Source organism: Rhodococcus sp. IEGM 1341 (genome assembly GCF_030056895.1).
Classification (GTDB): domain Bacteria; phylum Actinomycetota; class Actinomycetes; order Mycobacteriales; family Mycobacteriaceae; genus Rhodococcoides.
This window is the reverse complement of the sequence record NZ_JASHKV010000001.1, coordinates 703,369-726,793: the sequence shown is the minus strand read 5'-3', so window position 1 is coordinate 726,793 and position 23,425 is coordinate 703,369. Positions and strand designations below refer to the sequence as shown.

Below are 23,425 nucleotides of genomic sequence, written 5' to 3'. Positions count from 1 at the left end.
AGACTGTGGACGGCAGAAGGCCCCCGACTCCGAAGATCGAGTCGGGGGCCTTCTGTTTGTCGTTTGGCCGCTCAGCCGTCGGCGGCGAGGGTGGGCAACGGACTGGCGATGTGATCGGCCGAGATGAGCCTGCCGTCGCGGCGTGAGAGCACCCATACGCTGCCCTTGCGATTTCTGTTGGCCGGCAACGTGATTCCGTCCTTCTCGGCCCACCAACGCATCAAGTCCGGGATCACTTTTCCCTGGCTGCAGACAACGGGGGTGCCGGGCAGTTCGGCGATGTCGCGAGCGCGATGGCGGCCCTTGCGCGGGTCGTCGGCATACCCTTCCTCGGACAAGAGGTGCTCGGGAGTGATGTCCACCCCCAACGATTCCGCGAATGGAGCAACGGTCTGCACACACCGAGCACGGTCGGCTGCGTACACGGCATCGCCGCCGAAGGCACGAAGCAACGACACCAGGGATTCGGCCTGTCGGCGTCCGATCCTGTCGAGTGGACGGTCGACGTCGTTGCCCTTGAACCGTGAGCGCGACCCGGCACTGCCGTGCCGAACCAACAGCACTGTGGAGGTGTCTGCAGGCTTGGCCACGAACCGGCGAAGGATCTTGTGGTCCATGGGATACGAGAGTTCGCGGCCGACGTCCTCGGGCGCTACCCAGCGCAGTTCGTCGACCTCGACATTGGGGACGAACTCACCCCCGGTGACCTCCGCTGCCCAGTACAGAACTTTCTTGACCCGACGGTGCCCCGGAATCGGGTACGTGACGTAGGACAGAGACCGTCCGAGTCTCGAGTCGAATCCGGTCTCCTCCTTGACCTCTCGGACTGCTGCGTCGACAGCTGTTTCGCCGGGATCGAGCTTTCCCTTGGGAAACGACCAGTCGTCGTATTTCGGCCTGTGCACCAAGGCGACCTCGACGCCCGAGCCGCCGCTCGGTGAGCGTCGCCACAGGATCGAGCCCGCCGCGAAGATGTTGGCGCGGGGTGAGCCGTCGGAAGTGCCCATCAGGAGCCCTGATTCCTCCGACTGCGCATCAGGTCCACCTGATGCTCACGAACTTTCTCACCCCGAGCCGGTGACGCGACCCAGCCGCCGTCCGGTCCCAGCTCCCAGCATCGAGTGGTGGGGTCGAGTGCAGAATCGAAGATGTCGCTCAGTTGGTTCGCCAATCGAGGATCCTTGACCTGAGCCATCACCTCGACTCGGCGATCGAGGTTGCGGTGCATCATGTCTGCGCTGCCGATCCAGAATTCGTCCGCACCCTGGAAGTGCAGAACACGCGAGTGTTCGAGGAATCGGCCGAGGATGGAACGCACTTCGATGTTCTCCGACAGACCGGGAACGCCTGGCTTGAGTGCACAGATTCCGCGCACCACCACCTTCACCGGCACTCCTGCCATCGACGCTCGGTAGAGCGCGTCGATGACCTGCTCGTCCACCAAGGCGTTGGCCTTGAGGCGAATTCCGGCGCTGCGGCCCTCCTTGAGGTGCTCGACCTCCGCCTCGATGCGCTCGACGATGCCGCGCCGAACTCCGTACGGTGCGACGAGAAGGTTGCGGTACTTGGACTTTCGCGAGTATCCGGTCAGCGAGTTGAACAGATCGGTGAGGTCGGCCCCGATTTCGGGCGACGACGTCAGCAGGCCCACGTCTTCGTAGATTCGCGCTGTCTTGGGGTTGTAGTTGCCGGTACCGATGTGGCAGTACCGGCGAATGACGGATCCCTCTCGGCGCACCACGAGGCACGTCTTGCAGTGCGTCTTGAGCCCGACGAGTCCGTACACCACGTGTACGCCCGCCTTTTCGAGCTTGCGTGCCCACTCGATGTTCGCCTGTTCGTCGAAACGCGCCTTGATCTCGACCAGCGCAACCACCTGCTTGCCCGCGCCTGCGGCATCGACGAGCGCGTTGACGATCGGGGAATCTCCGGAGGTCCGATAGAGCGTCTGCTTGATGGCGAGCACCTGCGGGTCGGCCGCGGCCTGCTCGATGAAGCGTTGAACGCTGGTGGAGAAGGAATCGTACGGATGATGGACCAGGACATCGCCGTCGCGCAGGGTGGAGAAGACACTCTTGGGGGTCTCGCGCTCACCGAATGCCGGGTGGGTGGCCGGAACGAAGGGTGCGTCCTTGAGGTTGGGGCGGTCGACGCTGTAGACCTGCCACAGGCACGACAGGTCGAGCAGTCCGGGAACCTGAATGACGTCGCCTGGATCGACATCGAGTTCGCGGAGCAACAATTCGAGCATGTGCTCGGTCATGTCGTCGGCGATCTCGAGGCGGACCGGAGAGCCGAAACGCCTACGGGCGAGCTCTCGCTCCAGTGCCTGGAGGAGATCCTCGTCGCGGTCTTCCTCGACCTCGAAATCGGCGTTGCGCGTGATCCGGAACGCGTGAGACTCGACGACCTCCATCCCGGGGAAGAGCACGTCCAGATGAGCCGAGATCAACTCCTCCATCGACAGGAAGGCGTCGATGCGGTGGTTGCCCTCGCCGCGCTTGACCCGCACGAAGCGATCGACGTTGTCGGGCACCTTCACGCGGGCGAAGTGCTCACCGGTGGTGGAGTAATCCTTCACTGTCACAGCGAGATTCAGGCTCAGCCCGCTGATGTACGGGAAGGGGTGGGCCGGGTCGACGGCCAGCGGTGTGAGAACCGGGAAGACCTGCTCGGTGAAGTACTCCGACAGCCGGGAGCGCTCGTCGCTGTCCAGGTCGGACCACCGGATGATCGCGATGCCCTCGGCGGTGAGCTCGGGCAGGATCGAATCCAGCAGCACTCGCGCATGTTTGAGCGCGAGCTCCTGGGTGCGTTGACCGATCACCGCGAGCTGCTCGCGTGGGGTCATGCCGTCGGCGGAGCGGACCGACAGTCCGGTTTCGTCACGGCGCTTGAGGCCCGCAACCCGAACCATGTAGAACTCGTCGAGATTCGACGCGTAGATCGCGAGGAACTTCGCCCGTTCGAGCAAGGGGAGCGACGAGTCCTCCGCGAGCGCGAGAACGCGCGAGTTGAAATCGAGCCAGCTCAATTCCCGGTTGAGATAGCGATTTTCGGGGAGCACGGTGGCAGCGTCGACGGATTCCGGTGTGGCGGCCGGAAGCGCGGAGGGAATACTCGGCATCGTCGCCGCGATCGGAGCGCTCCATGCCGGGTCCGAACCGGTGGCCTTTCCGGTATCGATCGGAGGATCCTGGTTCGCTGACTGCGCGTCGTCTTTGCTCACCGCACGATCATCCCCCATACCGGGCGTCGGTGAAACTCCGATGGCAGAACTCGAGTCTCCGTTCACTCGACTCCCACGGCGGTACGCGCCGTCAGGCAGTCGTCGCCGATGCTTCGTCACTCCACCCGAGCGAGTGGAGCACGGCCGCCGTCGCCGGTCCGACTCCCAGACGGTGCGCTCTGCGGACGTCGTCGGCGGTGTCCACGTCCAGTCGAAGACCCGGCCAGGTGCCGTCGAGTTCCAGTGCGCCCGAGACGGTGTGGCGACGCGCGGAGTCCCGTCCGAACAATGGTGCCAACTCGTCGGGGGAGTCCTTGAGGATCAGGGCGGCGGTCCCCGTGCCGTGATGGTCGATCACGAGCGATCGGCCTCCCCGGCGGGCACTGGCGTAGGCCTGCGCGAGTTCTGCCGAACGCATCGCAGGCAGGTCTGCTTGCAACGCGATGATGTCGACGCGGCGCGCGGCGACAGTCTCGCCCCCACCTACATCCACACCGACATCCACACCGACGTCACCGTGACGCAGTACGTGCGCTGTAGCCGCGAACGCGTGGTTCAGGCGTTGGTCCGGTTGCAGCGCAGGGTCGCGGACCGGTTCGTCGAACACCAGTGCACCGATCCTTCGGGCCGTCTCTGCGACGAGAGGATCGGGGGTGACCACCGTGACCGAATCGACCACCGAGACGGCGTCGGCGGCCGCAACGGTGTCGCTGAGCATCGCGAGCACCAATCGAGTCCGATCGGGTGCCGAGAACTCCGCCGCCAAGCGCGACTTCGCCGCGGTGAGATCCTTCACCGCGATGAGAACCCTGACGACACGGTCGCCGTCGTCGTCTCGTGATGCACCCATGGTGCTCGATCCTGCCAGCGTCACCGATCTGTGCCGACTCCGACCGCCCGAGCAGGTCTGCGAGTTAGGGTGATGCGCGCGTGGACAGGGCATCGGCGAAGTAGGCGAGGGGTTGGCGGAATGAGCAGAGCAGCGGTATTGGGGTCGGGTTCGTGGGGGACCGCATTCGCCAAGGTGTTGGCCGATGCCGGAACGGACGTCACCATGTGGGCCCGCCGCGAGGAACTCGCTGCATCCATCACCGACGACCACGAGAACAAGGACTACCTTCCGGGAATCGAGCTACCGTCGTCCATCCGCGCGACGAGTGATCCGGTCCGTGCCCTCGACGGAGCCGACATCGTGGTTCTCGCCGTGCCGTCGCAGAGTCTGCGGGCCAATCTGGGGGCGTGGACCGACTCGATCCCGCCGCAGGCAACGCTGCTCTCCCTGGCGAAGGGAATCGAGACCGGAACGCTCATGCGGATGAGTCAGGTGATCTCTCAGGTCACCGGTGCCGATCCCAGCCGGGTGGCGTGCCTGTCCGGGCCGAATCTTGCGCGCCCGATCGCCGAGGGGCAGCCCGCAGCCACCGTCATCGCCTGCTCCGACTCCCAGCGAGCCCTCGAGATTCAGAAGTCCTGCGCAACCGGATATTTCAGGCCTTACACCAACAGTGACGTCATCGGTGCCGAGATCGGTGGTGCCTGCAAGAACGTCATCGCCCTCGCCTGCGGGATGGCCGCAGGCGTCGGATACGGAGAGAACACCCTCGCGTCGATCATGACCAGGGGTCTGGCCGAGATCATCCGCCTCGGAGTGGCGCTCGGTGCCAAGCCGTCGACGCTGTCGGGCCTGGCCGGCGTGGGCGACCTGGTCGCCACCTGCTCGTCGCCTCTCTCGCGCAATCGCACGTTCGGAGAGCGACTGGGTTCGGGTGGCTCCCTCGAGAGTGCGCAGGAGGCAGCGCACGGGCAGGTGGCCGAGGGCGTCAAATCCTGCACCTCGGTGCGAGCGCTCGCCGAGAGTTACGACGTCGAGATGCCACTGACCGACGCGGTGCATCGGGTGTGTCACGGCGGCATGTCCGTTCCGGATGCGGTCGGGCACCTGCTGGGACGTCGTATCAAGCCCGAGTGAGGCAGTGATCGCGGTCTCGCGACGAACAGGGCGAATCCGCGTTCGATGAGCCGCGACGGTACGGTTTCTCATCGTGAGTACTCCCCGCATCAAAGTTGCCGTCGTCTTCGGTGGCCGCAGCAGCGAGCATGCCGTGTCCTGTGTATCGGCAGGTAGCGTGCTGCAGAACCTCGATCCGGCCAAGTACGAGGTTGTTCCGGTGGGGATCACCGCGGACGGTGCCTGGGTACTCGGCTCCTCCGACATCGATGCGCTGGCGATTCACGACAGGGTGCTGCCGACCGTCGACAAGACGGGAGCCGCGCTTGCTCTCAGTACCGACCCCGGCCACGCCGGTGCTCTGCTCGCGCTCGGCGAGGGGGAAGGCGGGACGGTGCTTGCATCCGTCGACGTCGTGTTCCCCGTTCTGCACGGACCGTACGGCGAGGACGGCACCCTGCAGGGTCTGCTCGAACTAGCCGGTGTTCCGTACGTCGGGCCGGGCGTGTTGGCCAGCGCTGCAGGCATGGACAAGGAATTCACCAAGAAGCTGCTCGGAGCCGAAGGACTGCCGATCGGTCGCCAGGTCGTACTCCGACGCGCGGTCGACGACCTGACGGCTGCCGAGCGTGACCGAATCGGCCTGCCCGCATTCGTCAAACCGGCCCGAGGTGGATCGTCCATCGGAATCTCGCGCATCACCGCGTGGGACCAACTACCCACCGCGATCGCCGTCGCACGCGAACACGACCCCAAGGTGATCGTCGAGGGCATGATCCACGGCCGCGAGGTCGAGTGCGGAGTGCTGGAATTTCCCGACGGCACCGTACGCGCGAGCGCCGTCGCCGAGATCCGAATTCCCGACGCGGACATCGACGATCATGCTTTCTACGACTTCGACACCAAGTACCTCGACGATGTCAGTGAGTTCGACATCCCGGCGGCACTCGACGACGCTACCAGCGACCGCATACGTGAACTCGCCGTCGCGGCCTTTCGGGCGTTGGACTGCCAAGGCCTGGCGCGCGTGGATTTCTTCGTCACCGAGAACGGTCCGGTCATCAACGAGATCAACACGATGCCCGGGTTCACCTCGATCTCGATGTACCCCAAGATGTGGGCGGAATCGGGCGTCGACTACCCGACGCTCATCGCGACTCTGATCGACACCGCCCTCGCCCGCGGCACCGGCTTGCGCTAGAGCCGTTGCGGCCCAGCGCTACTGCAACGGAGCCGGGTCGAGAGGTTGCTGGGGCAGCGCATCCGACACGGCCGAGGACGCGTCCTGCAACGGGGTGGGGCCCGAGTCGCCCGGAATCGTCAGGGCAACATAGACGCCGCGATCGACGACGAACCATGTGCTGGCATCGATCCCGTCGTCTTCCCCGGACACCTCGAACCACTGAACGCCGTTGATCACCTGCAGCGGTGCGGCCACATCGAACCCGATGGGCCGGGGCAGGCCGCACCGCAACACGACCGGCTCGGCGTTCTCCACGTCCGAGGCCCACGCGCGGACTCCGACCGGGGCCGGGTCGGCCAACTCGGCTCCGGTGTAGTCGCCGAGGTTTTCGGGCAAGGCGTCGAGCAGGGACGTGCACTGCGCGCTCGCGGCATCGGGGGAGTCGACCGGGCCCAGCGCGACCGGATCGCGGACGGGTGAGCGGTTGACCGCGATGGCGGCAACCAAAACCCCGACGACCAGCGCGACCGGCAACGCGATCGCGGTGGCGATGACTGCGGGATGGCGCTGCTCGCGAGTGCTCTCGGTCTCGGCCGGGCTGTCTTCGGTGCCGGCGTCGTTGCCGGTGTCGGGTGAATTCACGAGCTATCCGACGGACGTCGTCGACTGCGGGGCCACGGGGCAGGTGAGGGTGCGAGTGATGGCATCGACCTTCTGGATGCGCGAGACGATCTCGGCGATCTCGGCGTCGGAGGCACCGTCGGCGCGCGCGATCACGTCGTAGGGCCCGACGACGGCCTCCGCCGACACGACACCGTCGACGGCCTCGATCTGCTGTGCGACGGCCGTCGCACGGCCCACCTCGGTCTGAACGAGAACGAATGCTTGCACCATCGGTGGTCCCTTTCCCCTGCCGGACTTCTCGACTGTAGGTTGGTTCGACTACGTTCTCTTCGCACGTAACCTGCTGCATCGGTACTGTCCCGACCGCCGCTAAAAGGTACCGCAGGCTCGGCGCGCGCTCCGCGTGAGACCGTCGCGCACGCACCGCGTTCTCAGGGAGGAACATCATCGACGACACCGTCACCGACTCGTCCACCGGCAGCGAGCGCACCGTCGCGCAGGTCGGTGAATTCGACGTGATCGCCCGCGCAATCGCAGACCGTGTGCAGCCACCGTCGACCATCGTCGGGCCGGGTGACGACGCAGCCGTCGTCGCCGCCTCCGACGGCCGGATCGCGGCGTCGACCGATATGTTGGTGCACGGCAGGCACTTTCGGCTCGACTGGTCGAGTCCGATACAGATCGGCCGCAAGTCGATCGCGCAGAACGGCGCGGATATCGCTGCAATGGGTGCGCAGTGCTCGGGTTTTCTCGTCTCTCTCGGATGCCCGGCCGACACGCCGGTGAGCGTGACCGACGGCCTCAACGAGGGCATGTGGCTCGAGGCGGTCGCTGCTGGATCGGCCATCGTCGGCGGCGATGTGGTGCAGTCGCCGGGGCTGGTGATCTCGATCACCGCGCTCGGCGACCTTCAGGGCCGGGCACCGGTTCTTCGATCGGGGGCGCGAGCCGGTGACGTGATCGCGTACGCGGGACGGCTCGGCTGGTCGGCGGCCGGACTCGCCCTCCTGCTCGGCGACAGGGACAGAACCGGCCACGACGCCGTGGTGGACGCGCACCGAGTGCCCGTCCCTCCGTATCGCGCCGGGATCGACGCGGCAGAGGCGGGAGCGACCTCTCTCACCGACGTCTCCGACGGCTTGTTGGCCGATCTCGGCCACATCGCCGACGCATCGGGCGTTCGGCTGGACGTCGATCCCGACCTGCTGGACATCCCGTTCGAAGTGCGTTCGGCCGCAACTCTGATGGGTCACGATCCGCTGGACTGGGTGCTCACCGGAGGCGAGGATCACGCTCTCGTGGGCACCTTCCCCGATACCGCAGGCGTTCCCCGGGGATGGACGGTGATCGGCCGTGTCCAGCACGGCGGTGACGGACAAGGCCCGCGAGTGACGGTCGGCGGACGCCCTCATTCGGGTAGATCGGGATGGTCGAGTTTCGAGGGCGAGTGAACGCGGTCGGGTTCATCGGGTCGGCTAAGTTGCAGAGATGGCTATCTACGCACTCGGTGATCGTGAACCCGACATCCACCCCGACGCCTACGTCCATCCCGACGCCGTCGTCATCGGAGCGGTGACTCTGGCGGCCGGATCGTCGGTGTGGCCCACTGCCGTTCTGCGGGCCGATTACGGCACCATTTCGATCGGCAAGGGCACCAACGTGCAGGACGGGACCGTGGTGCACTGCACCCCGATCGACGCAACGGTCATCGGTTCCGGGTGCGTACTGGGCCACAACGCGCACGTCGAGGGTGCGACCATCGGGAACAACTGCCTCATCGCCTCGGGCTCGGTGGTACTGAACGGCTCGAGGATCGGTGCCGGCTCGATCGTGGGAGCAGGCGCAGTGGTGCCGTTCAAGTTCGTCGTTCCCGAACGCTCCATGGCACTGGGGGTTCCGGCGAAAATCCGCGAGGGGTACCAGGTTCCCGAAGGGCATGTCGACATCAACGTGCAGATGTACTCGGCCAATGCCGCGTACTACCGCGACGCGCTGCGCCGGATCGATCGGTGACGCCGCGTCCGCTCGCCGAGAGCGTCGAATCGGGGTGGGCGGCTGCCCTCGCGCCGGTCGAGTCGAATGTTGCTGCGATGGGCGACTTCCTACGGGCAGAACTCGCCGCAGGCCGTCATTACCTCCCCGCCGGCGAGAACGTACTGCGCGCTTTTCGCCACCCCTTCGATGGAGTTCGCGTTCTCATCGTCGGTCAGGATCCGTATCCGACGCCGGGACACGCAGTGGGGCTGAGCTTTTCCGTTGCCCCGGATGTGCGACCAGTACCGCGCAGTCTGAGCAACATCTTCAAGGAGTACTCGGACGATCTGGGGTTGCCCACGCCCAGCAACGGTGATCTCACACCCTGGGCGGACCGCGGGGTGATGCTGCTCAACAGGGTGCTCACCGTAGAGCCGGGTCAGGCTGCGTCGCACCGGAAGAAGGGGTGGGAAGCGGTAACCGAGCAAGCAATTCGTGCACTTGTCGCCCGGGCCGAGAATCCCGACGCGCCCGGACTGGTCGCCGTTCTGTGGGGACGCGACGCGGCTAGCCTGAAGCCGATGCTCGGATCGGTGCCCTACATCGAATCCGCGCACCCGTCTCCGCTGTCCGCGTCACGCGGATTCTTCGGATCCAAGCCTTTCAGCCGTGTCAACGAATTGTTGGTCGAGGGGGGAGACGAACCGATCGACTGGACGCTGCCGTGATCGAATCAGGAGAAGTCGGGCCGACGCTTCTCGACGAACGCGTCGACGCCTTCACGTCCGGCAGGTGACGACGCGGCTGCGGAGATCGAGGAGGCTTCGGCGTCCAACTGCTGTGTCAGCGTGACCGATTCGGCGGCCCGCAGCAGAGTCTTGATTCCCTGATACGCCGATGTCGGCCCGACGGCAAGGGTTCGCGCCAGGCGCTCGGCCTCGCTGTCGACGATGTCGTCGCCCACCAGTCGGCTGAGAATCCCGAGACGAACGGCCTCCTCTCCATTGATGATCGAGTCGTTCAGGAGAATGTCCATCGCGCGGCCCGAACCGACTATTCGGGGGAGTGTCCACGACATGCCACCGTCCGGAGTGAAACCGATCGAGGGATACGCGGGGCGAAGCTTGGTCGACGGCCCGCCGATGGCGATGTCGGTGAGGCAGACCAGGCTCATTCCTGCACCGGCAGCCCAACCGTGCACACCGGCCACGACCGGGACGGTGACGGCGGCCAATTCACGAACGAAGGCGTGAAACGTGTCGGCGACAGAACCCACGAAGGCACCGCGATCGGCCGCACCGGCGAAATCGCGAACATTGCCACCTGCGCAGAAATTCGGCCCTCGACCGATGAGCAGGACGCTTCCGATCGCGGTGCTGCCGTCGTTGGCGGAGCGCAGAGCCGCGGTGCCGTCGGCGATACCATCCAGATCGAGCGACGCACCGCCGGCGTCGGTGGCGACGACGATGCGAAGTACACCGTCCTCGATGCGGACCTTGCTGGAAATGTCGGCGTCCGAATAAGTCACGTTCCGGACTCTAACCGACGTCGTGATTCCGTCGTGGGGCCGCGGTGCCTCGGTACGGATGCACGATCCCGCTTCCGGCACTTACCGGCTGTGTAGCAGAACGGAACGGAACGGTCCGGATGCACGAACGACTGTGCCCCGCCTCCGAAAATCGGAGGCGGGGCACAGTGCTCGCACGCAGTCGAGGCCGTGGAGGAAATCGAAGAGCGAGGCCGAAATCAGCCCCGGACCACCTTGCCTGCCTTCAAGCAGGAGGTGCACACGTTCATGCGCTTGGAGTTACCAGGCGCAACCTGAGCGTGAACGGTCTGGATATTCGGGTTCCAACGACGGTTGGTCCGTCGGTGCGAGTGCGAGACCGACTTACCGAAGCCGGGCCCCTTGGCGCATACGTCGCAGACGGCAGCCATAGTCGCGAACTCCTTGATAGATGTTGATCGATACATGTGGTCGAAGACATCGAAACGAACTACGAGCAGATGCAAGGATTGCAATGCGTGAAGATCGCCTCGAGGCAACCCTGCAAGAATAGCGGCGCGGCCCGCAATCACCAAACCGCCACGGCAGACGCTGCGTGAGGGCTCACGGACGGCGCGCCACCGATCATGCCCGACTAAGCTTCGGGCACTGTCCGCGAGGGAGTTCGGACCAGGTAGCGGATGTGACGCGGGGGGAGGCTGCTCGACGTGGTCGACGTGGTCGACGTTCTCGAATCGATCGATGCGGCGGCCCTACGACGGTGGGCCTACCGCTGTGTCGATTCTCTGACCGCGCGGTGCGACGAGATCGATGCGCTCAACGTGTTCCCCATCCCCGACTCGGACACCGGCACCAATCTCATGTTCACCTTCCGTGCCGCGGTGGAGTCGATGCGCGCAGCCGGGCCCACTGCGGACGCCCGCGCCATCGGGCGGGCACTGGCCGTGGGGGCGGTCGCGGGCGCGCGGGGCAACTCGGGAGTGATCGTGTCGCAGTTGTTGCGCGCTGTTGCCGAGGCCTCAGCGGACGGCCCGCTCGACACGGTGTCGATCCAGGCGATGTTGCGACGCGCGAAAGTCCTGGTCGCAGCGGCAGTGAGCGTTCCCGTCGAGGGCACGATGCTCACCGTTCTGGACGCCGCCGATCGGGAGGCCTCCGCCCACGACGCCAATGTCAGCCTCTCGACGCTGGTGGTCGACATCGGCGAGGCCACCGCTCGGGCTGTCGACAGCACGACCGATCAACTCGCCGAACTCCGCGAGGCGGGAGTGGTGGACGCAGGTGCTCTCGGTCTTTCGGTGATCGTCGATGCCCTCGTGGAGGTGGTGATCGGCCGCACCCCGCCGCGCCGGCGTTACCGTCGCCCACACGAGCACGAACGCCGGGCGGTGAGCGGTGCGTCGAACGTTTCGTCGGAGTGCGGCGGTGCACCCGAGAGTGTGTCGGGGCACGGGTCGAGTCGCCCTCTCGGGTACGAGGTGGTCTACGTCGTGCACGGCCCGAACGACGCGAGGGCGGCGGAACTTCGACGGGATCTGGCCGACATCGGAGATTCCGTCGTGGTCGCCGGTGACGGTTCCGGGGCATGGTCCGCGCATGTGCACACCACCGACCCCGGCAGTGCCGTCGATCTCGGCATCGCAGCCGGAGACGTTCGCGGAGTGCGCATCTCGTGTTTCGGATTCGCCGAGTTCGACGGGGCGGTGAGCCCCCGAGCGCACGACGGAGCAGCGTTGTCGGTGGGTCGCGATATTTTGGCGCTGGTGGCCGGTGAGGGTGCCGCGGATCTCTACGTTCAGGAAGGCGCGACGGTGGTGCGGTGCGACGAGGCGATCGACTCCTCGGTGCTGCATCGTGCGATCGTCGGGATGAAGCACCGCGAGGTGTTGGTGTTGCCGAACGGCGCGTTGTCCGCGCAGGAACTGGTTGCCGTCGGCGCAGCTGCCCGAGCGGACGGCAAAGACGTGGTGATGTTGCCGTGCTCGGCAATGGTGCAGGGTTTGGCCGCGCTCGCGGTGCACGATGCAGCCAGGGCTGCGGTCGACGATGCATTCACGATGTCCGAGGCGGCGGCGGGCACGAGATGGGGATCTCTGCGTATCGCGCGGGAGCGATCGCTGACGTGGGTCGGCACGTGTGAGCCGGGCGACTGCATCGGGCTCGCGGGGCAGGAAGTGGTGATCGTCGCCGCCCGTCCGCTCGATGCGGGGTGTCGGTTGATCGATCAGCTCCTGGCGACGGGCGGGGAGATGGTGACAGTGCTCGTCGGTGCCGAGGCGTCGGAGGATTTCGGCGATCAGTTGGCCGAATACGTGGCGGGCGCACACCCCGGAGTCGACGTGGTGGTCTATACAGGTGGGCAGCCGGGGGATCTCGTGCAATTCGGAGTGGAATAGGGAATCTCGGACAATGGCAACGTTGGTGGACCGGCTCGATCACGTTCTCGGAGCCGCGGCGGCGACGCCGCTGGCCGACGTCTTCGGTATTCACACTGTCGAGGATCTGCTTCGGCACTATCCACACCGCTACATGACGCACGGTTCGGAGCTGGGGGAGAAGGAGCCGACCGAGGGCGAGCACATCACCATCGTCGCGACGGTCGAGTCCGCGACTCTGCGGTCGATGAAGAACCGCAACGGCCAGTTCCTCGCGGTGACACTCGCCGCCGACGGACAGCGCATCGAAGCCACCTTCTTCAGTCCGCACAAGCTCAAGCATGTGGTGGTGCCGGGTCGACGCGGGATGTTCTCCGGCAAGGTCAAGTATTTCGGCAAGCGGTGGAATCTCACGCACCCCAGCTACGTGATTCTCGGTGGCGACGACAACGACGGTGCCGTCGTGCCCGCAGGTCGAATCGTCGGCGGCGGCACCCTGGCCGGACTCGCTCGTGGCTCGGTCGATTCCTCCGGAGCGGTCGACATGTCGGTGTTCGATCGAGCATTCGTGCCCATCTACCCGGCCGCGAAGGACGTCGAGAGCTGGACGTTCATGCGCTGCGTGCGGCAGGTACTCGACCAACTCGACGCAGTGGTCGATCCGCTGCCCGAGTCGGTACGTGCGCAGCGCGGTCTCGTCGACATCGACACCGCACTGCGGTCGATCCATTTCCCGGACACCGCACAGGACAAGGACTCCGCGCGCGAGCGGCTCAAGTTCGACGAGGCGCTCGCCGTTCAACTCGTTCTCGCCGACCGCCGACGCGACGCATCCACCCGGGTGGCAGCGCGATGCCCACCGATCACCGACGGTATCGCGGCGGAGTTCGATCGGCGTCTGCCGTTCGAGTTGACGGCCGGTCAGCACCAGGTCGCGGCCGAGATCGCCCACGATCTGTCGGCACCACACCCGATGTCGCGGCTGCTGCAGGGTGAGGTCGGCTCCGGTAAGACGATCGTTGCGTTGCGGGCGATGCTGCAGGTCATCGACGCTGGACACCAGTGCGCGTTGCTGGCACCGACGGAGGTGCTCGCCTCCCAACATGCGCGCTCGATTCGCTCGATGCTCGGAAGCCTCGCAGCCGGTGGGGAACTCGGATCGCACGAGCTGGCGACCAAGGTCGCCTTGTTGACCGGCTCGATGTCCACTGCGGCCAAGCGGTCCGCGTTGCTCGATGCGGTCACCGGTGATGCAGGCATCGTGATCGGTACCCACGCCCTGATCGAGGACCGAGTGGAGTTCCTCGATCTCGCGATGGTCGTCGTCGACGAGCAGCACAGGTTCGGCGTCGAGCAACGAGATGCGTTGCGCGCGAAGGCTCGCGACAACACCAGTCCGCACTTGCTGGTGATGACCGCCACCCCCATCCCGCGCACCATCGCGATGTCGACCCTCGGCGACCTCGAGACGTCGGTGCTCACCGAACTGCCCCGCGGCAGATCGCCCATCGTCAGCAACGTGGTGCCCGCCAGGAGCAAACCGGGCTGGGTCGATCGAGCGTGGCAGCGTATTCGCGAGGAAGTGGCAGCAGGTCGGCAGGCGTACGTGGTGTGCTCCCGCATCGGCGACGACGAGGACACCGAGACCGGGAAGAAGAGCGCTGCGAAGAAGAAGAGCGCGAGCGCGGATGACGGCCCCGAGACGACTGCAGCGGTGGACCTGTACGAGACCCTCTCCACCGGACCGATGCACGATCTGCGCGTGGGGCTGCTGCACGGACGATTGTCGGGGGACGACAAGGACATCACCATGTCCGAGTTCAACTCCGGCGAGATCGACGTCCTGGTGTGCACCACGGTGGTCGAAGTGGGAGTGGACGTTCCCAATGCCACGGTCATGGTCATCATGGACGCGGACCGATTCGGCGTGAGCCAACTGCATCAGTTGCGAGGCCGAATCGGCCGAGGCGGGCACCAGGGCCTGTGCATCATGATCAGCTATCTCAGCCCCGCGGGCGGCTCCTTCGCCCGGCTCGAGGCGGTGGCAGCGACCAACGACGGCTTCGAGTTGGCCAAGCTGGATCTGGCCACTCGTCGCGAGGGCGACGTTCTCGGTGCCGCACAGTCGGGCACGGTCAGCGGGTTGCGACTGCTCTCGTTCATCGACGACGAGGACATCATCGCCGACGCACAGGACTGCGCACGATCGCTGTTCGCGCGGGACCCGTCGCTGGCGAACGATCCCGGCATCGCGTCGATGATGCGGTCGGCCTGGAGATCGGATCGAGTCGACTACCTGCAGAAGTCCTGACGGGGCAGGAGTGGAGCCTGCAGGAACGACAGGGGAAGTCAGGAGTGGAGCCTGCAGGAACGACCGGGAACGATCAGGAACGGCCGTCGGGATGCACTGCACCGTTTCAGTCGGCCGATTCGAGCAATTCGTCTCGAATGGTGAGATCAGTACACCTCGGTGGCTCACTCTGCCGGGTAAGTTGAGCCAATGTTCTCCAAAGTTTTGGTTGCCAACCGCGGCGAAATCGCCATCCGCGCCTTCCGCGCCTCCTACGAACTCGGGGCCTCGACCGTTGCGGTGTTCCCGTTCGAGGACCGGAACTCGGTGCACCGGACGAAGGCCGACGAGGCGTATCAGATCGGGGAGAAGGGTCATCCCGTTCGCGCGTATCTCTCGGTCGACGAGATCGTCGCCGCTGCCAAGCGCAGCGGTGCGGACGCGGTCTACCCCGGGTACGGATTCCTTTCCGAGAACCCGGATCTGGCCGCAGCGTGCGCCGAGGCCGGCATCACCTTCGTCGGCCCGTCCGCCGACGTGCTCGAACTGACCGGCAACAAGGCGCGGGCCATCGCGGCAGCCAAGGCCGCAGGACTGCCGGTGCTGGCGTCGTCGGAACCGTCGTCCGACGTGGACGAGCTGGTCGCGGCGTCCGAGACCATGACGTTCCCGTTGTTCGTCAAGGCGGTCGCCGGTGGCGGTGGTCGCGGGATGCGCCGGGTGGCCGAGCCCGAGCAGCTACGCGAATCCATCGAAGCTGCTGCGCGCGAGGCGGAATCGGCCTTCGGTGATCCGACGGTGTTCCTCGAGCAGGCCGTGATCGATCCTCGGCACATCGAGGTTCAGATCCTCGCCGACGGCCAGGGCAACGTGGTGCACCTGTTCGAGCGCGACTGCAGTGTGCAGCGTCGGCATCAGAAGGTCATCGAGCTCGCTCCGGCTCCCAATCTGCCCGAAGGATTGCGAGAGAAGATCTGCGCCGATGCCGTGGCGTTCGCGAAGCAGATCGAGTACTCGTGTGCCGGTACCGTCGAGTTCCTGCTCGACACCCGCGGCAATCACGTCTTCATCGAGATGAACCCTCGAATCCAGGTGGAGCACACCGTCACCGAAGAGGTGACCGATGTGGATCTGGTGCAGTCCCAGCTGCGGATCGCCTCGGGAGAGACGCTCGCGGATCTGGGTCTGCAGCAGGAGAACATCGTGTTGCGCGGTGCGGCGCTGCAGTGCCGCATCACCACCGAGGATCCGGCGAACGGATTCCGCCCGGACGTCGGACGCATCACGGCATACCGCACGCCCGGCGGTGCCGGAGTACGTCTCGACGGCGGAACCACGTTGGGTGCCGAGGTCGGGGCCTATTTCGACTCCATGCTCGTCAAGCTCACCTGCCGTGGCCGTGATTTCGACACCGCTGTGGCCCGTGCTCGACGAGCGTTGGCGGAGTTCAGGATTCGCGGTGTGGCCACGAACATTCCGTTCCTGCAAGCGGTTCTGGTCGATCCCGACTTCACGGCCGGTCGCGTCACCACCTCGTTCATCGAGGAGCGCCCCGAACTGCTCACCTCGCGATCCTCGGGCGACCGCGGCACGAAGATCCTCGCCTACCTCGCCGATGTGACGGTCAACAAGCCGCACGGTGAGCGTCCGTCTCCGGTGTACCCGCACGACAAGCTCCCCGCGGTCGACTTCGAGGCTCCGATTCCCGATGGTTCGAGGCAGCGTCTGCTGGCGCTCGGACCCGAGGGCTTCGCTCGCGATCTGCGGAACCAGAAGGCTCTCGGCGTCACTGACACCACGTTCCGTGACGCACATCAGTCGTTGCTGGCGACGCGAGTGCGGACGAGCGGACTGCTCGGCGTCGCCCCGTACGTGGCGCGCACGACGCCGCAGTTGCTCTCGATCGAGGCGTGGGGCGGTGCCACCTACGACGTGGCACTGCGATTCCTGCACGAGGATCCGTGGGAGCGACTGGCGAGCCTGCGAGAGGCCGTGCCCAACATCGCAATTCAGATGTTGCTGCGCGGCAGGAACACCGTCGGCTACACCCCGTATCCGGAGAAGGTGACCCGCAGCTTCGTTGCCGAGGCCACCGACACCGGCATCGACATCTTCCGAATCTTCGACGCGCTCAACAATGTCGATCAGATGCGTCCGGCCATCGATGCCGTGCGCGAGACCGGCACGGCGCTCGCCGAGGTGGCACTGAGCTACACCGGTGATCTGTCGAACCCGAACGAGAACCTCTACACCCTCGACTACTACCTGAAGTTGGCCGAGCAGATCGTCGACGCGGGCGCGCACGTGCTCGCGATCAAGGACATGGCAGGACTGCTTCGCGCACCTGCAGCCAAGACCCTGGTGACGGCGCTGCGCTCGAATTTCGATCTACCCGTGCACGTCCACACGCACGACACCCCCGGTGGGCAGCTCGCGACATACCTGGCGGCCTGGGAGGCCGGGGCGGACGCCGTCGACGGTGCCAGTGCGGCGATGGCAGGCACCACCAGTCAGCCCGCGTTGTCCGCGATCGTTGCGGCGGCGGCACACACCGAGCGCGACACCGGTCTGAATCTGCAGGCCGTCTGCGACCTGGAGCCGTACTGGGAAGCCGTGCGAAAGGTGTACGCGCCGTTCGAGTCCGGGCTGCCTGCACCGACGGGTCGCGTCTACACCCACGAGATTCCCGGTGGACAGCTCTCGAATCTACGGCAGCAGGCGATTTCGCTCGGGCTCGGTGATCGGTTCGAGACCGTCGAGGCCAATTACGCTGCAGCCGACCGTATGTTGGGCCGCCTGACCAAGGTGACCCCGAGCTCGAAGGTCGTCGGCGACCTGGCTCTGGCTCTGGTCGGTGCAGGCGCGTCCGCCGAGGAGTTCGCCGAGAACCCCGGTCGTTACGACATCCCCGATTCGGTGATCGGCTTCCTGCGCGGTGATCTGGGTACGCCCGCGGGCGGATGGCCGGAACCGTTGCGGACGAAGGCGCTGGAGGGGCGCGGTGAGGGCAAGCCGGTGACACCACTCACCGAGGAGGACGAGAAGAGCCTCGACGGAACGTCGGCTCAGCGCCGCGAGACTCTCAACCGTCTGCTGTTCCCCGGTCCCACAGCCGAACTCGCTGCTCATCGCGAGAAGTACGGCGATACGACGCGGCTGTCGGCCAATCAGTTCTTCTACGGCCTGCGGCAGGGCGAGGAGCATCGGGTGGCACTGGAGAAGGGCGTCGAACTGCTCATCGGGCTCGAGGCGATCTCCGACCCCGACGAGCGCGGGATGCGTACCGTGATGTGCATTCTCAACGGACAGTTGCGTCCTGTCTCGGTGCGTGACCGGTCCATTTCGAGTGAGGCACCCACTGTCGAGAAGGCGGACCGGTCGAATTCCGGTCATATCCCGGCACCGTTCGCCGGTGTCGTGACGCTCTCCGTCGAAGAGGGACAGAAGATCTCGGCCGGTGACACCGTCGCCACGATCGAGGCCATGAAGATGGAGGCCGCGATCACCGCACCTCGCGGCGGCACCGTGACCCGTCTGGCGATCTCGGGCGTGCAGCAGGTGGAGGGCGGCGATCTGCTCGTCGTCATCGGTGGGGGGTCGACGGGCGAAGAGGCCGGCAGCGAATGACGCGGATCGTGGCGGGTGTCGCGGGCGGTCGACGTCTGTCGGTACCCGGCCAGGGCACCCGTCCCACCTCCGAGCGAGTGCGCGAGGCGCTGTTCAGCTCCCTGGAGAGTCGGATGGAACTGGGTGGTGCCGCGGTGCTGGATCTGTTCGCGGGATCGGGGGCACTGGGGCTCGAGGCACTCTCGCGCGGCGCGTCGTCGGCGGTGTTGGTCGAGTCGGACGCCCGAGCGGCAGCGGTGGTGCGAAAGAACATCGAATCCGTGGGTCTGCCCGGTGCGTCGGTCCGGTGTGCCCCGGTGGCCTCGGTACTGGCCGGGACAGCGGATGCGGCGTACGACCTGGTGTTGGCCGACCCGCCGTATGCCGTCACCGACACTGCCGTCGCCGGTCTGCTGGACAGGCTCGTCACCGGGGGATGGCTCACCCCCGACGCGGTCGTCGTCCTCGAGCGCTCGTCGCGGTCGCCGGAGACCCGATGGCCGACCGGACTCGTTCCGGAGAAGTCGAAGAAGTACGGCGAGAGTCGAATCGAGATCGCGGCACGCGCGTGACGGGTGAGCCCGGGATCGGCTGATAGGTTCGCGGGCATGACTGGCGCACTCTGCCCTGGATCCTTCGACCCGGTGACCAACGGTCACCTCGACATCTTCGAGCGCGCAGCCGCCGCCTTCGACGAGGTGGTGGTCACGGTGATGGTGAACAAGAGCAAGAAGGGCATGTTCAGCATCGACGAGCGGATCGAGATGCTCGAGGTCGCCACGGAGCATCTGCCCAACGTCAGAATCGGTTCGTGGTACGGCTTGTTGGTCGATTATGCTCGGCAAGAAGGCTTCTCGGCGATAGTCAAAGGTCTGCGCAGTGCCAACGACTTCGATTACGAGTTGCAGATGGCGCAGATGAACAGAACGTTGACCGGTGTGGACACGCTGTTTCTTCCGGCGAATCCTGCGCACAGCTTCCTGTCGAGTTCGTTGATCAAGGAGGTCGCGACCTTCGGGGGAGACGTCACCGGCATGCTGCCGCCGTTCGTTCAGGACCGACTGCTGGCCCGTATCGCCGAGCGGGCGGCAGACTAGTTCGAGGAGCGACACACCGGGCCGGTATAGCGCAGACGCGCGCGTCGGCGGGCAGACTGGGTAGCGCAGCACTGCGAGTGAAGACCGCGCAGTGGCAGATTCGACGATTGGGGTAACCGGTGTACCGCGTATTCGAGGCGCTCGACGAGCTCGTCGCCATTGTCGAGGAGGCGCGCGGCGTTCCGATGACTGCCGGGTGTGTCGTCCCTCGCGGCGACGTCCTGGAACTGCTCGACGACGTCCGAGACGCCATCCCCGGCGAGCTGGACGACGCCCAGGACGTACTGGACCATCGCGACAAGCTCGTCGGCGATGCCAGGGCCACTGCAGAGAAGACGGTGAGCACCGCCAATGCCGAGGCCCAGGACACCGTCGAGAACGCCAGGGATTCGGCCGATCGCATTCTCGCCGACGCCAAGGCCCAGGCGGATCGCATGGTGTCCGAGGCGTCGGCGCACGCCGACCAGCTCGTGGCCGATGCCGAGGCAGAAGCAGAGCGCACGGTGCTGGAAGGCCAGCGTGAGTACGAGGCACTGACCGTTCGCGCCCGCACCGAAGCCGATCGGATGATCGAGTCCGGTACGGCGTCGTACGAGCGGTCGGTCGCAGACGGCACCGCCGAACAGAACCGTCTCGTGTCGGAAACCGAGGTCGTTCAGGCGGCCCACGCCGAGTCGGCTCGGGTGATCGACAGCGCGCACGCCGAATCGGATCGGATGCGCAGCGAGTGCGACGTCTACGTCGATACCAAGCTGGCAGAGTTCGAGGAGTTCCTCAGCGGCACCATCCGTTCGGTCGGCCGTGGGCGTCAGCAACTGCGAACCGGCTCGGGTGTACCGGAATACGGCAGCGAGCCGTACGGCGAATCGGCGTACGGAAGCCCGGAGCAGGGGCGTCGCAGCCGCCACTGAACGGCAGCAATTTGCCCTCGTATGCGTGTATGCGTATCGTTGTGGGGTTGCTTACCGACAGTAGGCATACCGACAGTAAGGAAGATCAGCCGTGCCCCCGCCCAAGAGAACGACCCGTCCGGAATTGGACGACGGATTCGTTCTGGACATTCTCAACCTCGGTCGTCGACCCGGGTCGACGAAGGCCATCGAGCGGACGGTTCCGGCTCCTTCCCGAATCGGCCTCGATGCCATTGCCATCGAAGCCGGTGTACCGGTCTCGCTCGATCTGCAGCTGCAGGCGGTCTCGGAGGGCGTTCTCGTCACCGGCTCCGTACGAGCAGCCACGGCCGGAGAGTGCACACGGTGCCTCGACCCGGTCAGTGGCAACGTCGACGTCTACCTGACCGAGTTGTTCGCTTACCCGAACAGCATCACCGAGGAGACCACCGATGCGGACGAGATTCACCGCATCGCCGACGACCTGATAGACCTCGAACCCGTCATCGTCGACGCGGTCGGTCTGGAGCTTCCACTCCACCCCGTCTGCAGTGACGAGTGCGAGGGATTGTGCCCAGAATGCGGCGTTCGCCTGGCGATTGCTGAATCCGGCCACTCTCACGATACAATTGATCCTCGCTGGGCTGGTCTTGCAGCCAAATTTGGCGTGGATCCAGAACCGAGCACAGAACTTGTGAACAACGAAGCCGAGGAGAAGTAAGTGGCTGTCCCGAAGCGCAAAATGTCGCGTTCCAACACGAGGTCGCGTCGTGCACAGTGGAAAACCACTGCGCCCACCCTCGTGACGTGCCCCAACCGCGGTTGTGGCGAGAAGACTCTGCCCCACATCGCGTGCCCCTCGTGCGGCACCTACAAGGGCCGCCAGGTCGTCGCAGCGGTCTGATTTCCGCTTACGTGACAGACGAAGTAGTGGACCGGCACAACAGCGGTTCACAGAAGAATAGCTCCACTGCCGCCAGCGGCGGGGACGACCGAGAGTCGCTCCTCGCCGCTATCGGTGTCTCTCTGTCGGAACCGTTGTTGACATTGGCTCTGACGCACCGATCGTTCGCGTACGAGCACGGTGGTCTGCCGACCAACGAGCGTCTCGAGTTCCTGGGGGACTCCGTCCTCGGTCTTGCTGTGACCGAGCATCTCTACGCGGTGCACCCTGCGAAGTCCGAAGGTCAGCTGGCCAAGATCAGGGCGAGTGTGGTCAACATGCATGCCCTGGCCGAGGTCGCGCGCGGACTCGGCGACGGCGGTCTGGGTCGCCACCTGCTGTTGGGTAAAGGTGAGGAGCAGACCGGTGGACGCGACAAGCCGAGCATTCTTGCCGACGGCATGGAGTCGTTGCTCGGTGCAATCCACCTGCAGCACGGCATCGACGTTGCGCGCACCGTCGTTCTGACGTTGTTCGCAGGCCTGCTCGATCGGGCTCCCAAGCTCGGTGCAGGACTGGACTGGAAGACGAGCCTGCAGGAATTGACCGCCGAACGTGCACTCGGCGTTCCCGCGTACGAAATCTCGTCCACCGGGCCCGATCACGACAAGGAATTCACCGCGACCGTGCTGGTCGGTGGATTCCCCCGCGGCGTCGGTATCGGCCGATCGAAGAAGGAAGCCGAACAGAAGGCTGCCAGTCTGGCGTGGAATGCGTTGTCGGACAACGACACTGCGATTCCGGCCGAGTCGGCCCCAGACCCTTCCTGATGCCGGAACTACCCGAGGTCGAGGTCGTCAGACTCGGTCTGGAATCTCATGTCGTCGGTAGGACGGTGCGATCGGTGGAGGTCTTGCACCCCCGCGCCGTGCGGCGTCACGATCTCGGTGGTCTCGATCTGATCGGCCAGTTGCGCGGTCAACGCATCTCCTCCGCTCGACGGCGCGGAAAATACCTCTGGCTGGTGATGGAACCCGGCGATTTCGCGACCGTCGTGCATCTGGGTATGAGCGGGCAGATGCTGGTGCAGCCGCCGTCCGCCCCGGACGAGAAGCACCTGCGGATTCGTGCTCGACTCGACGACGGCACCGATCTGCGCTTCGTGGATCAGCGCACGTTCGGCGGCTGGGCACTCGCCCCGATCGTCACCGTGGACGGCACAGAGGTACCCGAACCGGTCGCACACATTGCCCGCGACCCGATCGATCCACTGTTCGACGCCGAATCGGTGGTGAACGTGTTGCGCGGCAAGCACACCGAGATCAAGCGGGCACTGCTCGATCAGACCGTGCTGTCGGGCGTTGGCAACATCTATGCCGACGAGGCGCTGTGGCGTGCGAAGATCCACGGCAATCGAATCGCGGAGACTTTGACACGGCCGGCGCTGCGGCGCCTTCTCGCAGCGGTGCACGCGGTGATGGGCGAGGCCTTGGCACAGGGCGGAACCTCGTTCGACGCGCTGTACGTGAACGTCAACGGTCAATCCGGCTACTTCGATCGATCCCTCGACGCCTACGGGCAGGAGGGCCTGCCCTGCTCGCGATGCGGAGCCCCGATCAGACGCGAGAAGTTCATGAACCGCTCGTCGTTCAGCTGCCCCACGTGCCAGCCGCGACCCCGACACGTGCGCGGCTGACCGGACGCAGGTCATTCCGCGGGCTCCACTCCTGTCCGAATAGGTCATTCCGCAGGCTCCACTCCTGTCCGAATAGGTCATTCCGCAGGCTCCACTCCTGAGCGGCCCGCCTAGTATTTCGGT

General features: G+C 65.6%; 22 protein-coding genes. 15 read left to right on the top strand and 7 right to left on the bottom strand.

Annotated features, from left to right (window positions below):
- Positions 1-71 precede the first annotated feature (71 nt).
- The 3 genes from QM615_RS03190 to QM615_RS03180 all read right to left on the bottom strand — a co-directional run bounded on the left by QM615_RS03190 (position 72) and on the right by QM615_RS03180 (position 4,097).
- Positions 72-1,007 (bottom strand): NUDIX hydrolase, encoded by a 936-nt coding sequence (locus tag QM615_RS03190; RefSeq protein WP_149405544.1) that lies wholly within the window; start codon positions 1,005-1,007, stop codon positions 72-74.
- A complete protein-coding gene (locus QM615_RS03185; protein WP_255183299.1) occupies positions 1,007-3,127 on the bottom strand; it encodes an RNA degradosome polyphosphate kinase in 2,121 nt (706 codons plus the stop codon). The genes QM615_RS03190 and QM615_RS03185 overlap by 1 nt, the downstream gene beginning before the upstream one ends.
- 193 nt (positions 3,128-3,320) lie before the next feature.
- Positions 3,321-4,097 carry a CofC family guanylyltransferase gene (locus tag QM615_RS03180; protein ID WP_410482228.1) on the bottom strand — a complete coding sequence of 259 codons (777 nt, stop codon included), beginning with the start codon at positions 4,095-4,097 and terminating at the stop codon, positions 3,321-3,323.
- A gap of 102 nt (positions 4,098-4,199) precedes the next feature.
- Here QM615_RS03180 and QM615_RS03175 point away from each other — a divergent pair, with 102 nt between their 5' ends.
- Together QM615_RS03175 and QM615_RS03170 are read left to right on the top strand one after the other, a co-directional pair.
- Positions 4,200-5,198, top strand: a complete 999-nt coding sequence (locus QM615_RS03175) for an NAD(P)H-dependent glycerol-3-phosphate dehydrogenase (protein WP_094642242.1) — start codon at positions 4,200-4,202, stop codon at positions 5,196-5,198.
- A 73-nt stretch (positions 5,199-5,271) separates the two neighbouring features.
- Entirely contained in the window at positions 5,272-6,378 is a 1,107-nt protein-coding gene (locus QM615_RS03170) for a D-alanine--D-alanine ligase family protein (protein ID WP_068049539.1), read from the top strand.
- Positions 6,379-6,396: 18 nt separating this feature from the next.
- Here QM615_RS03170 and QM615_RS03165 read toward each other — a convergent pair whose 3' ends face one another.
- Positions 6,397-7,002, bottom strand: a complete 606-nt coding sequence (locus tag QM615_RS03165; protein WP_068049543.1) for a DUF3515 domain-containing protein — start codon at positions 7,000-7,002, stop codon at positions 6,397-6,399.
- 3 nt (positions 7,003-7,005) lie between these two features.
- Positions 7,006-7,254: an Lrp/AsnC ligand binding domain-containing protein gene (locus tag QM615_RS03160; protein WP_037189711.1), complete on the bottom strand. Its 249-nt coding sequence runs from the start codon at positions 7,252-7,254 to the stop codon at positions 7,006-7,008.
- 173 nt (positions 7,255-7,427) lie between these two features.
- Between QM615_RS03160 and QM615_RS03155 the strand changes: the two genes are divergently transcribed.
- The 3 genes from QM615_RS03155 to QM615_RS03145 are packed head-to-tail and all read left to right on the top strand — an operon-like array spanning position 7,428 to position 9,686.
- Positions 7,428-8,435: a thiamine-phosphate kinase gene (locus tag QM615_RS03155; protein ID WP_149405546.1), complete on the top strand. Its 1,008-nt coding sequence runs from the start codon at positions 7,428-7,430 to the stop codon at positions 8,433-8,435.
- A 37-nt stretch (positions 8,436-8,472) separates the two neighbouring features.
- Positions 8,473-8,997 carry a gamma carbonic anhydrase family protein gene (locus QM615_RS03150; RefSeq protein WP_149405547.1) on the top strand — a complete coding sequence of 175 codons (525 nt, stop codon included), beginning with the start codon at positions 8,473-8,475 and terminating at the stop codon, positions 8,995-8,997.
- Complete coding sequence (locus QM615_RS03145) at positions 8,994-9,686, top strand: uracil-DNA glycosylase (protein WP_094642232.1); 693 nt, start codon at positions 8,994-8,996, stop codon at positions 9,684-9,686. Before QM615_RS03150 ends, QM615_RS03145 begins: the two co-directional genes overlap by 4 nt.
- A gap of 5 nt (positions 9,687-9,691) precedes the next feature.
- Here QM615_RS03145 and QM615_RS03140 read toward each other — a convergent pair whose 3' ends face one another.
- A complete protein-coding gene (locus QM615_RS03140) occupies positions 9,692-10,486 on the bottom strand; it encodes an enoyl-CoA hydratase/isomerase family protein (protein WP_149405548.1) in 795 nt (264 codons plus the stop codon).
- Positions 10,487-10,704: 218 nt separating this feature from the next.
- Positions 10,705-10,896 (bottom strand): 50S ribosomal protein L28, encoded by a 192-nt coding sequence (gene rpmB / locus QM615_RS03135; RefSeq protein WP_008717389.1) that lies wholly within the window; start codon positions 10,894-10,896, stop codon positions 10,705-10,707.
- A gap of 285 nt (positions 10,897-11,181) precedes the next feature.
- Here rpmB and QM615_RS03130 point away from each other — a divergent pair, with 285 nt between their 5' ends.
- The 10 genes from QM615_RS03130 to mutM all read left to right on the top strand — a co-directional run bounded on the left by QM615_RS03130 (position 11,182) and on the right by mutM (position 23,302).
- Complete coding sequence (locus tag QM615_RS03130; RefSeq protein WP_149405549.1) at positions 11,182-12,861, top strand: DAK2 domain-containing protein; 1,680 nt, start codon at positions 11,182-11,184, stop codon at positions 12,859-12,861.
- Positions 12,862-12,874: 13 nt separating this feature from the next.
- Positions 12,875-15,151 carry an ATP-dependent DNA helicase RecG gene (gene recG / locus QM615_RS03125; protein ID WP_149405550.1) on the top strand — a complete coding sequence of 759 codons (2,277 nt, stop codon included), beginning with the start codon at positions 12,875-12,877 and terminating at the stop codon, positions 15,149-15,151.
- Between the two features lie 189 nt (positions 15,152-15,340).
- The gene (locus tag QM615_RS03120) at positions 15,341-18,757 is read left to right on the top strand and encodes a pyruvate carboxylase (RefSeq protein ID WP_149405551.1); all 3,417 of its coding nucleotides are present in this window, start codon (positions 15,341-15,343) and stop codon (positions 18,755-18,757) included.
- Positions 18,754-19,308: a 16S rRNA (guanine(966)-N(2))-methyltransferase RsmD gene (gene rsmD, locus QM615_RS03115; protein WP_149405552.1), complete on the top strand. Its 555-nt coding sequence runs from the start codon at positions 18,754-18,756 to the stop codon at positions 19,306-19,308. Before QM615_RS03120 ends, rsmD begins: the two co-directional genes overlap by 4 nt.
- A gap of 36 nt (positions 19,309-19,344) precedes the next feature.
- Entirely contained in the window at positions 19,345-19,833 is a 489-nt protein-coding gene (gene coaD, locus QM615_RS03110) for a pantetheine-phosphate adenylyltransferase (protein WP_094642224.1), read from the top strand.
- A 119-nt stretch (positions 19,834-19,952) separates the two neighbouring features.
- Positions 19,953-20,744 carry a DivIVA domain-containing protein gene (locus QM615_RS03105; RefSeq protein ID WP_094642222.1) on the top strand — a complete coding sequence of 264 codons (792 nt, stop codon included), beginning with the start codon at positions 19,953-19,955 and terminating at the stop codon, positions 20,742-20,744.
- A gap of 91 nt (positions 20,745-20,835) precedes the next feature.
- Positions 20,836-21,444, top strand: coding sequence for a YceD family protein (locus QM615_RS03100; protein ID WP_176460482.1), 609 nt, complete (start codon positions 20,836-20,838; stop codon positions 21,442-21,444).
- The gene (gene rpmF / locus QM615_RS03095) at positions 21,445-21,627 is read left to right on the top strand and encodes a 50S ribosomal protein L32 (protein WP_032397784.1); all 183 of its coding nucleotides are present in this window, start codon (positions 21,445-21,447) and stop codon (positions 21,625-21,627) included.
- 26 nt (positions 21,628-21,653) lie between these two features.
- Positions 21,654-22,436, top strand: a complete 783-nt coding sequence (gene rnc, locus QM615_RS03090) for a ribonuclease III (RefSeq protein ID WP_149405658.1) — start codon at positions 21,654-21,656, stop codon at positions 22,434-22,436.
- The gene (gene mutM, locus QM615_RS03085; RefSeq protein ID WP_149405553.1) at positions 22,436-23,302 is read left to right on the top strand and encodes a bifunctional DNA-formamidopyrimidine glycosylase/DNA-(apurinic or apyrimidinic site) lyase; all 867 of its coding nucleotides are present in this window, start codon (positions 22,436-22,438) and stop codon (positions 23,300-23,302) included. Before rnc ends, mutM begins: the two co-directional genes overlap by 1 nt.
- The last annotated feature ends 123 nt before the right edge of the window (positions 23,303-23,425 follow it).